Genomic DNA, 11930 nt, shown 5'->3' on the forward strand with positions numbered 1-11930 from the left:
TGAAATACAAAGGTGAGTACGCATCGGAAAAAAGTTTTCTGGAATTCTATCCTTCGAGCGATTTTTCAATCGCTTTAATAAGCTTTCCGGAACTTGGGGAGGTCATGCTGCCAAAACGGTCGATCGGTTTTCCATCCTTACCGATGAGGATTTTTCCAAAGTTCCATTTGATTTTTCCTTTGAGGGGACCGTTATCCCCAATAATTTCTTCGTACAGTGGATGACGGGTTGGACCGTTGACATCGATTTTGGAGTACATGGGAAAAGAGACCCCAAACTTGGTTGAGCAGAACTCTTTTATCTCGGACTCAGAGCCTGGCTCCTGCCCGCCAAATTGATTGCAGGGAAATCCACAGATTACTAATCCCTTTTCCTTGTATTTTTGGTACAGTTCTTCAAGTCCCTTGTATTGGCGGGTAAAACCGCACCTTGAGGCAACGTTGACCATGAGGATCACTTTTCCCTTGTGTTCCGATAAAGAAGTTTCCTCCCCATCAATCGTTTTGAGTTTATGGTCGTATAAATTGGAAGCGTGTAAGGAGCTGATCGCAGTCATGAGTGTAAGTGTGAGTAGTTTCATAAGTTTAGATGGATTGAGTAAGTAAATTCATTTTGTTTTTTCCAGATTTTCTTTTTTTCGGGTACGAATGGGGATATGAACTTCTGACCTTTTCAAAAAACCGGGTACAAATGGACCATTCCAGTAAACCCCGTAAGCAGGACCATCTTGTTCATACTTATTATTCTTCGCAAACCATTCCATCAATTTTGACTGATTGGAAATGAAACTCTTTTCCGAATACCCTCCACGGATGCCTATGGATACGACCTTACGGGCAGGCATATTAGTAACCCTTACAGAACTACTGGACTGCAGATTTTTATTCATATCTTTTTCCCCGACAAAAAACCTCATTTTTCCAGGTTTAATATCAGCTTCAACCGGCGTGGTCATGGATACATCATTGGATGAGATAAAACGGAATAGTTTTCGAAATAATCCGTTATCTGCGTCAAAGTATGACTTACCGGACTTGGCTTCCAATGCCAAGCGGGTTGGAAGTTCGAGCACTTTGATTTCTCCAACAGGTGTTTTTTCATACATAGAATCATAAGCCAATAGACTGGTGGCTGTTAGTAAAGGAATGGATAGGAGTATGAGAAAAAGCTTCACAGTAATAAATCGTTACAGAACGGACTAAAGTTCACAATATGCTGAATCGAATCCTTTAAGTCGGCAAGCAAATGCCACTATTCAGCACTATAAAATAAGAGCGAGGATTCTTTATTTAATTACCCGGAAGGTAAGATTAATTCTGGGCCCAATGGGTTTGGCAGTTCGAGGGATTTCATGCATCCAATGGTGCTGAGTCGCCCCTTTCATTAGTAAAAAACTACCGTTTTTAAGAACAATGCTTTGCTTGAGGTTATTCTCCTTGTATCGCTTGTGCCGCAGTTTAAACGTGCGCTCCGCTCCAAAACTGACCGAGCCGATTACCGGGTTTTTTCCGAGTTCTTTTTCATCATCACTGTGCCACGCCACCCGGTCCTGACCATCCCGGTAATAATTAATTAAGACCGAATTAAAGGAGATCTCTACTTCGGCCTCGATCGATCGTTTAATTTCCCTCAGTTCATCAGTCCATGGAGTAGGCTCCATGCGAATGCCGGAATAGGCATAGCTTTTGCCTGGGTCACCATACCAGGCCTCCAACCGGGGAACCGGGTTTTCCTTTCCATACATCTTAATAGTGTTTTGCTTCCATTTAATGGTATTAAGTAATTGGGGAAGGAAATTGAGAGACTTTTCCCGCGAGAAAAATTCAGGAAAATATTCAATTTCTGCATCGGGTAGATCGTATCCCATCTTACTTTCCCTAAAAAGTTCTTCGGTGAAGGAATTCATTCACTTTCAGATAATCGGAAGATGAAAAATTTACAATTTTGTTCGGCCTTTATAGGGAGGGAATAATCGATCTTTTCAATACCCAGGCCATCGGCTTGACCAAGTTGAAAATCTCCCAGGGTCAAAGAACCGTTGATCACCTGAATCCACGCATTTGGTTTATCCTGATCCGGTTGCAGTAAAACGGAATGACCCTCTTCAAGTTGACCAAATCCAAAGGTGGCATTTTGTCGAATGGGGGTGGAACCTTCACGCCCATCATCGGAGAATAAAATTTTGACCTCATTCTTCACCTGGTCTTTCCCGAGTTTTTTTTCCTCGTAAATGGGTTGGCCACCTTTTTGATTGGGTAGCATCCAAATCTGATAAAGCTCAACTTTTTCCGAATCGGATGGATTGAACTCGCTATGATGAACCCCGTCTCCGGCACTCATGTATTGTAAATCTCCGGGTTTAATAACCGAGCCATTTCCCATACTGTCCCTATGTTCGAGTTCACCTGAAATTACATAGGTGAAAATTTCGGCGTTATCATGGGGGTGATTACCAAATCCTCCTTGGGGTTGTATTATATCGTTATTCATTACCACAAGGGAATGAAAACCGGAATGTTCGGGGTCGTAATAATCCGAGAAAGAAAATGAAAATCGTGCCTGAAGCCAACCATGGTCGCGAGCACCGCGTTCGTGAGAGGGTCTGAATTTAAATTGAATCATAATGGAAATGAGAGGGAGCGGGGTGTTGTTAAATATCTAGTACTTCAAAGTTGGATATTTCTGAACTGAACTATAAAATATACTATTCCCATTTTGCACCAAGTTAGAATAAAAGATTGTATCATCTAAATCCAAGTTTCGAACCTGAAATGTAAATCGATCAAGTTTGAAATTTCTGAAAACTTAGTTTTTATTACTATCTACAACCATTATTATTGATGAAAAACACTAGAACCCACACAATTAACAAGTCTTTCACTAATCGCTTTTTAATTGATGCCCTTCGTGAAACTTCTAAGCGACTCGACCAGGAAGATGTCCAATACCAATGGGGGCATATGGGCCAGTGTAACGCCGGGCACCTTATCCAAACTCTAACTGGGATGAGCAGTCTAGAAATTGTGGAATCGGTGGATTTTCAGTTGGACGAGTGGTCAGAGCATGCAATTGATTACTGCTCGTGCACGGGTAACAAGGTGGATGACATTTTCCTTTTTATTGAAAAACATGGTTTGTCGCACTCCGATATCGTTCAATTAGAAAATTTATCCGATCGGAAGGTTTTGGGGAATTTAAATGGCGGCTTTCGTTACTTAGAAAGAAATCGACGGGAACATGTGGTAGAATACATGCTCAGTTTTGCGGATCTTCTGGAAAGTTCGTAGGATAAACCCAAGGAATCAAGCTTCACTTTCTATTCAAAAGTGAAATATGTTCCTTTTCTGTTTCCAATTCATTTTTTAATTTTTCCTCAAATTCATCGAGACCTTCCTCACTGATTTTCAATCTTCTCATGATCGATGGAGAGGGCACTTCTTTTTGAGAATGTCCGCTGTTTCCAAATTTGATTTCTTTAATCAGAGAATTTGAAAACTGAACCACATCAATCAATTTGTGAATGTCAGGATCCTCCACCTCGGTTCGCTTGGAACGGTCCTCCTCGTGGTGCCATCTGGCAACTGCTTCAACGAGGGGAGAAATTCCCCATGAATTTGCGATTTGGGCCCCCAATAGATCATGTCTAATTTTTTGATGGGTCACTTCGGTATGAAAATTACTCAGTCCTAGTTCATTCGCCTTATTTAATTCCTCACAAAAATTTTGCTGATCGTATTTTAACTTCGCCAGTTTTCCGATATCGTGAATCAGTCCGCAGGAATATGCCTGGTCAGACATTGGAAAGTGGAGAAAATCTGCGAGACTTGCACTTGCAACCGCCACACCCACACTATGAGTCCACAGGGTCTCGGGACTAAAATTATTGGTAAATTCTGCACCACTGAAAAGCGTGAGGACAGAGGTGTTCAAGGCAATCCGTTTTACTTTCTCCAATCCCAGTCTTTGCATGGCATCATCAAGGTTGGTAATTCTGGACTCTCCCTCACCCCGGTATTGTACGGTGTTTACCACCTTAAGGGTTTGTGAGTAAATAGAGGGATCCATTTTAATGATGTCTTTGATTGCGTAAAGAGCGACATTAGGGTCCGAGATAATCGTCATTAATTCATCCATGACCAAGGGAAGACTGGGGAGTTGTCCTTTCAGTGAATTTACAATGAACGTATAATCTTCGGAAGTATTTTTCATTTGTATTGAGTTTGTGCTGGTTTGCCTGGGATGTAGAATAATTCTTATCTTTTTAATTTATAATGTAAAGTATCCTTAAAAGTTTTCTAATTATATGAAAGTCGTTGTTGTGGGTGCCGGGATTTCCGGTTGTGTGTGTGCGTATCGCTTAGCGGAACAGGGGCATGATGTTGTTTTGGTTGAAAAAGGCCGCGGTGTGGGTGGCAGGATGTCGACCAGGAGGATGGCTGGGGCTCGAATTGATCATGGTGCACAATTTTTCACCGTGCGGGATTCTAGAATGAAGGAATTGCTTACAAAATGGCAATCCATGGACGCAGTAGTTCCGTGGTATGATTCAATCGCAGGGAGAGAAGATATTCCCAAAAGTATTCGATACCGTGGTGTAAATGGTATGACTGCTCCTGCGAAGGCTTTGGCGAGGTCTTTTTCTTTTCAAAAAGAATTTTTTGTTGATTCTATTTTCTTTGATGAAGAATGGCAGATTAATGAAAAGGGGGGGGGGAACCGAAAATTATTTGCAGATCATTTAGTACTCACCCTTCCCGTGCCTCAAATGCTGGAACTTTTTCAAAGAAGCCAATTTGAATTAGAATCAAAGGTAATGGATCAATTAGAAGCAGTACGTTACACCCGCTGTCTTGCCCTGTTGGGAATTTTGGACCGTCCCTCCTCCCTTTCTTCCCCAGGAACAATTACTCACCCGACAACGGAAATTGATTGGATTTCAGATAACCACATGAAGGGAACTTCTCCGATTCCTGCCTGCACTGTTCATGCAGTCGATTCTTACTCCCAACAATTTTGGGACGCTCCTGATGAAGAACGCGGACCTTTATTAGTGGCCGCCGCAGAAGAGTGTCTCAATGCCAAGATTACTGAATGGAAATGCCACCGTTGGGGCTTTGCCAAGCCATTGGTTACCTTTGGAGCCACTCAATACACATCCGCCTGGGACCGGTTGAGCCTAGCGGGAGACAGTTTTGGAGGCGAACGAATTGAAAATGCCGCAATGTCCGGTTGGGATGCGGCCCAGGCAATTATTGACCAAATTTAGTTTTAGAAACGGAAGCGATACCCGATCTCGAATAAAGGTGCACTCTTGATATCTTTTTCATAGAGCACTCCTCCGACATCATTTTTAATTTCGATTTCTCGGGCCACTTCAAATCCAATTCCTCCATATACTGCCTGTTTTTCTGAAAAGTTCCATTGTAATGAGGTTGTTACTTGGTACCCACTTAGGGAGAGATCCTTCTCCACCCCTGAGTCGTAGGTATTCCAATCATTACTAGAATATTTCCCATCGATTATAAAATCAATTGAATCTGTAATTGAGTATCGATAACGAAGAAAGGGCCCGGCAAAAAGAAAGTCTGAGTTTTCGGTTGGTTCCCATGAAAAACCGATTCCTGGGAGGAAGGTGTTGTCATTAAAGCCAGTACTGTAAAAAGCCCCAAAGATCCATTGGAAGGATTCACTTACCTTGTAGCGACCTCCTGCCATAGTCATATATTTCATCGCATCTCCGCTTACATGATCAAAATCACCCGATAGGCTTGGATTAAAAAGAAAAATCCACTGCAGGTGTTCAGATTGATCCAGTGCTGCAAAAATGGGGAGATCGATCGAGTTTAGGCTACTTTCATTGAGCAAAGAGCGATTCGAGATATCAAGCTTGGACAATTCGTAACGAAAGCCTGCCCCCAAAGCCCATTTTTCGGTTTTATGAAAAAAGATAGGACTCATAATCCCCCATTGGTCTATTCCTAACTTTATACCAGTACCTTCGATACTTCTATCCGGTGTGTGCGAATAAGTTGTTCGAATCGCCGCCATTTCTTTTTTGAAATCCTGGGCATGCAATTCAAAGAGGAATGGACTAATTAAAGTCAAAGCGAGAAGTAATGTTTTCATAAATTTCATGTTTTTATTTTAGGAGTAAAAAAGAATCCGTCAAGGGAGGGGTTGGACATTTTTGAAGTTAACCATACAATAATCGATATGCATACGCTTACACAAACTCAGACTCTGCCTGTTGCCCGGGAAAAACTTTGGGCTTTTATTTCAGTCCCACAAAATTTGAATGAAATCACACCGCCCAAAATGGCGTTTAAGATTGTGGGTGAACTCCCCAGTTCCGCTTATGCCGGCTTACTTTTAGAATATAAGGTAAAAATCCCGGTTCTGGGTTGGACGAGTTGGCTAACCGAGATTAAATATGTAAAAGAAGGATTTTCTTTTATGGATGAGCAACGCGTCGGACCTTACAAATTATGGCTTCATACTCATACTTTGGAAGAGGTGGAGGAGGGAACCAAAATGACCGATGAAATTCGTTATCAAATGCCATTTGGGATATTGGGAACGATTGCTCATTTTCTATTTGTGAAGCGTACTTTACAACAAATATTTCAATACCGGAGAGAAAAATTGGACGAACTTTATCCTCTTTAATCAACGAGGCATTTCATGACTGATCGCTTTCTTCAATCCTTCATGCTTCAAAACTGGGAGGATTTACTTCTTTTGCATTGGCCAATTGACAAAAGCGACCTTGGGCAATCGATTCCCGATGATTTGGAAATTGATACCTTTGAGGGACAGGCGTGGTTAAGTGTGGTTGGCTTTCGGTTGAGCGGGTTGCGGATAAACCCGATTAGTTGGATGCCCTGGCCTTCTTTCTGGGAGATTAACCTGCGGACCTATGTAAAAGATAAGCAGGGTAATAAAGGCGTATGGTTTTATTCGCTGGATTCTTCCGATATATTTGCCGTTCTGGGTGCTCGGCTAATGTATGGATTACCCTACAATCTCTCTCTGACCGAAGGCAGAGTTAGTTCGAAGCGGATTACTTTTTGTTCCCGTCGAAAGTTACCCCACGCAAGAGCACGCTCGGAATTCGGAGCATCCTTTGCACCCATTCAATCGGGTACTGAATTTTCCGGCAGTACATTGGATCATTTTTTGCTGGAAAGGTACCGCTTTTGGGCAAGACGAAAGTGGGCCACTGTATCGACTTCAGCTCGTGTCCGCCATACCCCATACCAGGCGGTTCGTACCCAAGAAATCCATTACAAGGGGGAATTATTCAGTTCCCAGGGAATTGCGGAGCCTACCCACGAGGCAACGTTGGGACATTATTGCAAGGGGCTAAAGGTTCATGCTTCTGCCCCGTCATGGGCATTCTCAATTGCCGGCCAGGCAAACCATAGATAAGTGGAGTTTTCCATTCGTTGGCAACCAAAGAGGCAGGCCTCCCGTAACTCAGAAAGACTGGCGTGCTGATGAGCCCGGGTCATTGATTCTTCAATTAGATTCCAAAGAACTTGATCGTTTTGAAAGGGAGGATTTAGAGGGTTTATTCCGTGGACGATTTCCTCGATTTCCTCATGCTTTTCCTTTTTTGTCTCGGCTTTAGCAATTGCCAAAATACAGTCCGGTACTGCGTCCTTGATTAGTTCCATATGGAATTCGCCATTCGCAGATCGAGGAGAAAGTAAATTGGCGAGGCAGTACATGTTGGCGTCATACTCAGCAAATTCAACACAGCGCTCTGTCACCGGCCCATCAAAGAAATGACCACACCGAACTTTTCCCTGGGATGAAAAGTAGGCGTGTTCTGCACCCCACCATTTAGTCTTGAGTAATCCGGCACTGTGCAGTCGAAGTTTTTCATCCTCCACCAAGCGGGGAGGGTCAATATCTCCAAAAGATGCCCGCATGATTTTAAGTTGATCCCGGCAAAGATAAAAGAGACGGCGGACATCTCCCATCGCAAAAGAATCTCCTTTTAATCGATCCGAGAAAAAACTGAGAGAGGGCATCGAAGAAAGGAGTGACCGTTGTACGGACTGAGCAACTGGACGGTCATCTTCAATTGAATGTGAAAGGAGAGAGTCAACGGACTGGGAAAAAGAGGGGCTTTTATGAAGCACTTTTTGCAGTCCTGACATGTCACCCGCGGCTGCATTGGAGTCGCCCGCGACTAAAGGACTGAGTACTAGTAAATCTTCGTATAACTGATAGAGTTCATCTTGCACCTGCAAACTTTGAATCTCTTTGAGCGGAACACACCCTCCGCCTCCCTGGTATCGCTCGTCTTGACGGGAGAAATTCCTATGAAGCTTTTGAATGGATTCAGAACTTAAGAAAGAATCAAAGCATAAGCTCGGTTGGCAATTTTCCAAAATTCGACTGCGGACTTCCTTCCCCAAGGATTTTGGCTTGGAGGAAAGGGCAAGGTTGGCACAGTCTTCCTGGGCCTGGGCCAATGAATTACGTGCTTCATCGTTTTCTTCTAACATTGCCTCGAAGAGCAATGATTCTTCTTTCGGCAGAACACCAAGGGTGTAATCGAGGGCTTTTTGAGTAAGTGTGTCCAAGGAGGTAAAAAATTAATTACTATTGTGTAGGCGGGATATTCTCAAATCAATCTGCATTTTTGATTGGCTTAAAAAAACGGGAACTAAATTTGGGTTCATAGTCGGAGGGTGGATAATGAATTGCGGAGTTTTTCAATCGCCAATCGTGTTCTCGATTTAACTGTGCCCAGAGACAAATCCAATCGTTTGGCAATTTCCTGTTGGTTCATGCCCTTGAAATAACTCAGCTCGATGACTCGTCTTTGTTCTTCAGGGAGGTGAGTAAAGGCACGGTGCAGATGTTCATGTTCATCCGATGCGGTTGCTTTCTCCGCTCCGTTTTTATCCATTTGATCCGGTCGACTGGACAGGATTTCATCGGTTTCTCCACGATCCAGTCTCCTTTTTCTGGAACGATAGCGGTCAATACTTCGGTTTCTTGTTAGGACTAGTAACCAACTGCTGAATTTACCTTTAGCGGGAGAATAAGCCTCGGGTTTTTTCCATAGAATGGAAAAAATATCCTGAATAACCTCCTCCGCTTCCCAGCGATCTCCCAAAATTTCAATCGAAAGTGAAAACATAACCTTGGCAAATCCGTCATACAACTCCTCGAAAGCCGAGATGTCGCCATTGTGTATCCTTTCCCAAACCTCATTTTCTATTTTTTGCATTTGATTGCGGTAACCAAGTTATAAATTAATGCCCACCTAGAGAATGTACCGCAATCGATTTTTTGTTTTTTCTTTTATTATAATTAGTTGAAGTCATGCTCATCAGTTCTGCTTAAGCGAGACTGGGAAAGATTTTGTCTTCGAAATTAGAAAGTAGAGGGGTATTCGCTTATTGTTCCACAATTTGATGAGCTTTTAAATGATCGAGGCTCACCACTGCGAGCGCGGATTCCTCGCAAGCAGCCAACCGTACTTTTGGCGGTACCCCCGCCTCGAAGGCTTCCTGCCAACGTGCGGCACAGAGGCACCAACAGTCGCCATCATTAAGTCCGGGGAAGTTGTATTCTGGCATCGGGGTGCTTAAGTCATTCCCCATTGATTTACTGAATGCCAAGAAAGCATCCGTCATTTGGGCGCAAATTACATGTCGGCCACCATCATTGGCATCGGTTTCACAACTCCCATTACGATACCACCCAGTGTTCAGACGGGTACAGCAGGGTTGTAAGGGTTCGCCCAGTACATTTTTGGGGCCTTCATTATTAATTGGTGCGATCATTGGAGTTCAATCAATGGGATTATTCTTTTATCACAAGCAAGAAATTATTCATGTCCTTCAAATTAGTATAAAAAGTTTAGCGTTTTTATAAAAATTAATGCGGTAAATAACTAGCTTGCCATCGCGAGGGCGTAGCCCGTGGCGATCCACTGTGCTTCAATAACTGAATGGACAAACTCGAAAGCGTCCATCGAGATACGATGGGTTCCCGCGTCGCTCCTTCCGTTCGTTCCTCGCAATGACAAAGTGCCGCGAGTTTCTCGTTGGTAAGTCTTTGTGCGGTTCGCTTTTTAGTTGTTGGCATAAAATAACTTCATTTCCTGCGTGACCCAATTTAGAAATTCCTACAACCTGGGTATTGAAATGGCAGAATTTTTATCATCGTTCTCGGGTTGGCTCTGGGGTAACCTACTTTTTATACTGTTGGGTGGTGGGGCATTTTTTGCCCTTTTTTCCCGTTTTTCTCCCTTTCGATACCTTGGGCACGGCCTTCAATTGCTCTTTGGGAAATATCAGGAAAAGGATGCGCCCGGCGAGGTTAGTCATTTCCGTGCTCTTTGCAGTGCCCTGTCGGGAACGGTAGGGATGGGAAATGTGGCGGGAGTGGCAGTTGCGATTACTCAAGGGGGGCCGGGAGCTTTATTCTGGATGTGGGTCTGTGCACTGCTCGGAATGGCGACCAAGTTTTACACCTGCTCCTTGGCAGTGATGTACCGGGGGAAGGACGAAAACGGGGTGGAGCAGGGCGGGCCAATGTATTTTATCCGAGAAGGACTGGGAGAGAAGTGGAAACCATTGGCGGTCTTTTTTGCCGCATGTGGAATGTTTGGATGCCTGCCTCTTTTACAATCCAATCAACTTACTCAAATCGTACGTTCGATGTTTTTCGAACCACAGGGCTGGTTTGTGGGCTCCGAGAATACCGTACAGGCTGGGAATGCTTTGTTTGGACTGTTGCTTGCGGTTCTTGTCGGGATGGTGGTGGTCGGTGGAATCAAGCGGATTGGTGCCTTTGCCGCCCGGCTTGTTCCCGGTATGGTTCTATTGTATGGGGGAACTTCACTGGTAATTATTTTACTCCATGCCGATCGAGTTTTTCCATCTCTTAGTCTGATCTTATCCGATGCCTTTACCGGGCAGGCAGTGGCAGGAGGGGCGTTGGGAATGGTAATTGTAACAGGGGTCCGCCGGGCTGCTTTTTCCAACGAGGCCGGAATGGGGACCGAGGCGATGGCCCATGGAGCGGCTAAAACCAAGGAGCCGATACGGGAAGGCTTGGTCGCGATGTGGGGTCCCGTGATTGATACTTTACTTATGTGCACACTCACCGGACTGGTTCTGATGGTCACTGATGTGTGGAGATCGGGTGAAGGGGATGGTGTTCTACTCACCACCCAGGCCTTTGAACAGGCATTACCCGGAGTTGGACCTTACCTGTTGCTCGCCGGTGTGCTTTGCCTGAGCTTTTCATCGATGCTTGGATTTTCCTATTATGTGGTTAAGTGTGGATGCTTTCTTTTCGGGCAAAAGGCACGACTGCCCATGCTCGGCTTTTATCTGCTCACTATTATCGTCTCTGCTGTTGCCACAATGGCGGAGATTATCAATTTTTTGGATATCGCCTTTGGGTTAATGGCAATTCCCACGATTTTATCAAGTATGCTATTGGCTCCCCGAGTGAATGAGGCGGCCAGGAAGTATTTTGCCGGCTTGAAGAAGGCTTAAGAAAGCGAAGGAATTTCCTACGCGTTCATTGCATGCAGCGGATTGCCGCGTCGTCCATTCCACTTTCTTCTCGCAATGACAATGGTGTGCTCACTGCCATTCCTTACCACACCTTGTCATCGCGAGGGCGAAGCCCGTGGCGATCCACTGTGTTTCAGAAAGCGAACCGCACACAGCTTCACTCCACAACCTTGTCATCGCGAGGGCTGAAAGCCCGTGGCGATCCACTGTGCACTCGTAATCGTACCGCACTCTCCGAACACGTTTATTGCATCCAGTGGATTGCCGCGTCGCTCACTTGCGTTCTCTCCTCGCAATGACAATGAGCGTGTTGTAATAAAAGCGCACACTCTATTCCTTACCACCCTTGTCATCGCGAGGGCGTAGCCCGTGGCGATC

At 44.4% G+C, this 11930-nt stretch carries 16 protein-coding genes; 5 read left to right on the top strand and 11 right to left on the bottom strand.

What is annotated here, in order from left to right; all coding sequences use genetic code 11:
• Positions 1–46: 46 nt before the first annotated feature.
• From ACKPQ5_RS03380 to ACKPQ5_RS03395, 4 genes are all read right to left on the bottom strand, one after another.
• On the bottom strand, positions 47–580 hold the full coding sequence (locus ACKPQ5_RS03380) for a glutathione peroxidase (RefSeq protein ID WP_407677687.1): 534 nt from the start codon (positions 578–580) through the stop codon (positions 47–49).
• A 27-nt stretch (positions 581–607) separates the two neighbouring features.
• Positions 608–1174 carry a heme-binding protein gene (locus tag ACKPQ5_RS03385; RefSeq protein WP_407677688.1) on the bottom strand — a complete coding sequence of 189 codons (567 nt, stop codon included), beginning with the start codon at positions 1172–1174 and terminating at the stop codon, positions 608–610.
• 111 nt (positions 1175–1285) lie between these two features.
• Positions 1286–1906, bottom strand: a complete 621-nt coding sequence (locus ACKPQ5_RS03390) for an alpha-ketoglutarate-dependent dioxygenase AlkB family protein (RefSeq protein WP_407677689.1) — start codon at positions 1904–1906, stop codon at positions 1286–1288.
• Positions 1903–2622, bottom strand: coding sequence for a pirin family protein (locus tag ACKPQ5_RS03395; protein ID WP_407677690.1), 720 nt, complete (start codon positions 2620–2622; stop codon positions 1903–1905). Before ACKPQ5_RS03395 ends, ACKPQ5_RS03390 begins: the two co-directional genes overlap by 4 nt.
• Before the next feature lie 218 nt (positions 2623–2840).
• Between ACKPQ5_RS03395 and ACKPQ5_RS03400 the strand changes: the two genes are divergently transcribed.
• Positions 2841–3287, top strand: coding sequence for a hypothetical protein (locus ACKPQ5_RS03400; RefSeq protein ID WP_407677691.1), 447 nt, complete (start codon positions 2841–2843; stop codon positions 3285–3287).
• A 22-nt stretch (positions 3288–3309) separates the two neighbouring features.
• On the opposite strand, the gene ACKPQ5_RS03405 is transcribed toward ACKPQ5_RS03400, so the two are convergent.
• Positions 3310–4209 (bottom strand): HDOD domain-containing protein, encoded by a 900-nt coding sequence (locus ACKPQ5_RS03405; RefSeq protein WP_407677692.1) that lies wholly within the window; start codon positions 4207–4209, stop codon positions 3310–3312.
• A gap of 94 nt (positions 4210–4303) precedes the next feature.
• On the opposite strand from ACKPQ5_RS03405, the gene ACKPQ5_RS03410 reads away from it, so the two are divergent.
• Positions 4304–5266: an NAD(P)/FAD-dependent oxidoreductase gene (locus ACKPQ5_RS03410; protein WP_407677693.1), complete on the top strand. Its 963-nt coding sequence runs from the start codon at positions 4304–4306 to the stop codon at positions 5264–5266.
• A 2-nt stretch (positions 5267–5268) separates the two neighbouring features.
• Here ACKPQ5_RS03410 and ACKPQ5_RS03415 read toward each other — a convergent pair whose 3' ends face one another.
• A complete protein-coding gene (locus ACKPQ5_RS03415) occupies positions 5269–6126 on the bottom strand; it encodes a DUF6268 family outer membrane beta-barrel protein (protein WP_407677694.1) in 858 nt (285 codons plus the stop codon).
• Positions 6127–6213: 87 nt separating this feature from the next.
• Between ACKPQ5_RS03415 and ACKPQ5_RS03420 the strand changes: the two genes are divergently transcribed.
• The gene (locus ACKPQ5_RS03420; RefSeq protein WP_407677695.1) at positions 6214–6666 is read left to right on the top strand and encodes an SRPBCC family protein; all 453 of its coding nucleotides are present in this window, start codon (positions 6214–6216) and stop codon (positions 6664–6666) included.
• Positions 6667–6681: 15 nt separating this feature from the next.
• Positions 6682–7428, top strand: coding sequence for a YqjF family protein (locus ACKPQ5_RS03425; RefSeq protein ID WP_407677696.1), 747 nt, complete (start codon positions 6682–6684; stop codon positions 7426–7428).
• Here ACKPQ5_RS03425 and ACKPQ5_RS03430 read toward each other — a convergent pair.
• The 4 genes from ACKPQ5_RS03430 to ACKPQ5_RS03445 all read right to left on the bottom strand — a co-directional run bounded on the left by ACKPQ5_RS03430 (position 7371) and on the right by ACKPQ5_RS03445 (position 10110).
• Entirely contained in the window at positions 7371–8594 is a 1224-nt protein-coding gene (locus tag ACKPQ5_RS03430) for a hypothetical protein (RefSeq protein WP_407677697.1), read from the bottom strand. The two genes, ACKPQ5_RS03425 and ACKPQ5_RS03430, sit on opposite strands and share 58 nt — an antisense overlap.
• Positions 8595–8689: 95 nt before the next feature.
• Complete coding sequence (locus tag ACKPQ5_RS03435; RefSeq protein WP_407677698.1) at positions 8690–9247, bottom strand: sigma-70 family RNA polymerase sigma factor; 558 nt, start codon at positions 9245–9247, stop codon at positions 8690–8692.
• Between the two features lie 169 nt (positions 9248–9416).
• Positions 9417–9806, bottom strand: a complete 390-nt coding sequence (locus tag ACKPQ5_RS03440; protein ID WP_407677699.1) for a DUF2237 family protein — start codon at positions 9804–9806, stop codon at positions 9417–9419.
• Between the two features lie 94 nt (positions 9807–9900).
• On the bottom strand, positions 9901–10110 hold the full coding sequence (locus tag ACKPQ5_RS03445) for a hypothetical protein (protein WP_407677700.1): 210 nt from the start codon (positions 10108–10110) through the stop codon (positions 9901–9903).
• 20 nt (positions 10111–10130) lie between these two features.
• Between ACKPQ5_RS03445 and ACKPQ5_RS03450 the strand changes: the two genes are divergently transcribed.
• Positions 10131–11531, top strand: coding sequence for an alanine/glycine:cation symporter family protein (locus ACKPQ5_RS03450; RefSeq protein ID WP_407677701.1), 1401 nt, complete (start codon positions 10131–10133; stop codon positions 11529–11531).
• Between the two features lie 90 nt (positions 11532–11621).
• Here ACKPQ5_RS03450 and ACKPQ5_RS03455 read toward each other — a convergent pair whose 3' ends face one another.
• Complete coding sequence (locus tag ACKPQ5_RS03455) at positions 11622–11783, bottom strand: hypothetical protein (protein WP_407677702.1); 162 nt, start codon at positions 11781–11783, stop codon at positions 11622–11624.
• Positions 11784–11930 lie beyond the last annotated feature (147 nt).

This window comes from Candidatus Seribacter sulfatis, from assembly GCF_964187635.1.
Lineage (GTDB): Bacteria > Verrucomicrobiota > Verrucomicrobiia > Opitutales > Seribacteraceae > Seribacter > Seribacter sulfatis.